Here is a 255-nt window from a genome sequence, read left to right as displayed (position 1 = left end):
TCGAAGCCGAACCAGCGAAGCGTCAACGACGCAATGGCGAGCAGAAGCGGGTAGAACAGTGCGAGCAGCGCCAGTCCCGGCACGGTCTGGACGACGCTGGCGAGGCCCAGCAGGATGCCGCGGATCAGGGCATGGTTGCGTGCGAGGATCGCGAGCGGCAGGCTGATCACGAGCCCGAGTGCCAGCGCTGCCAGGCTGACCTGAACATGGCTGCCGAGGTAGTCCGGCAGGTGCGCCGCCGCGTCGCGCCAGCGG

Annotated in this window: 1 pseudogene; it reads right to left on the bottom strand. The window is 69.0% G+C overall.

The annotated features are described in order from the left end of the window. Positions 1-255, bottom strand: a pseudogene (locus FNJ47_RS47090) (ABC transporter permease); the annotation flags it as partial.

It is taken from the genome of Bradyrhizobium uaiense, assembly GCF_010811875.1.
Taxonomy (GTDB): Bacteria; Pseudomonadota; Alphaproteobacteria; order Rhizobiales; family Xanthobacteraceae; genus Bradyrhizobium; species Bradyrhizobium uaiense.
This window is presented reverse-complemented; position numbering and strand designations above follow the sequence as displayed.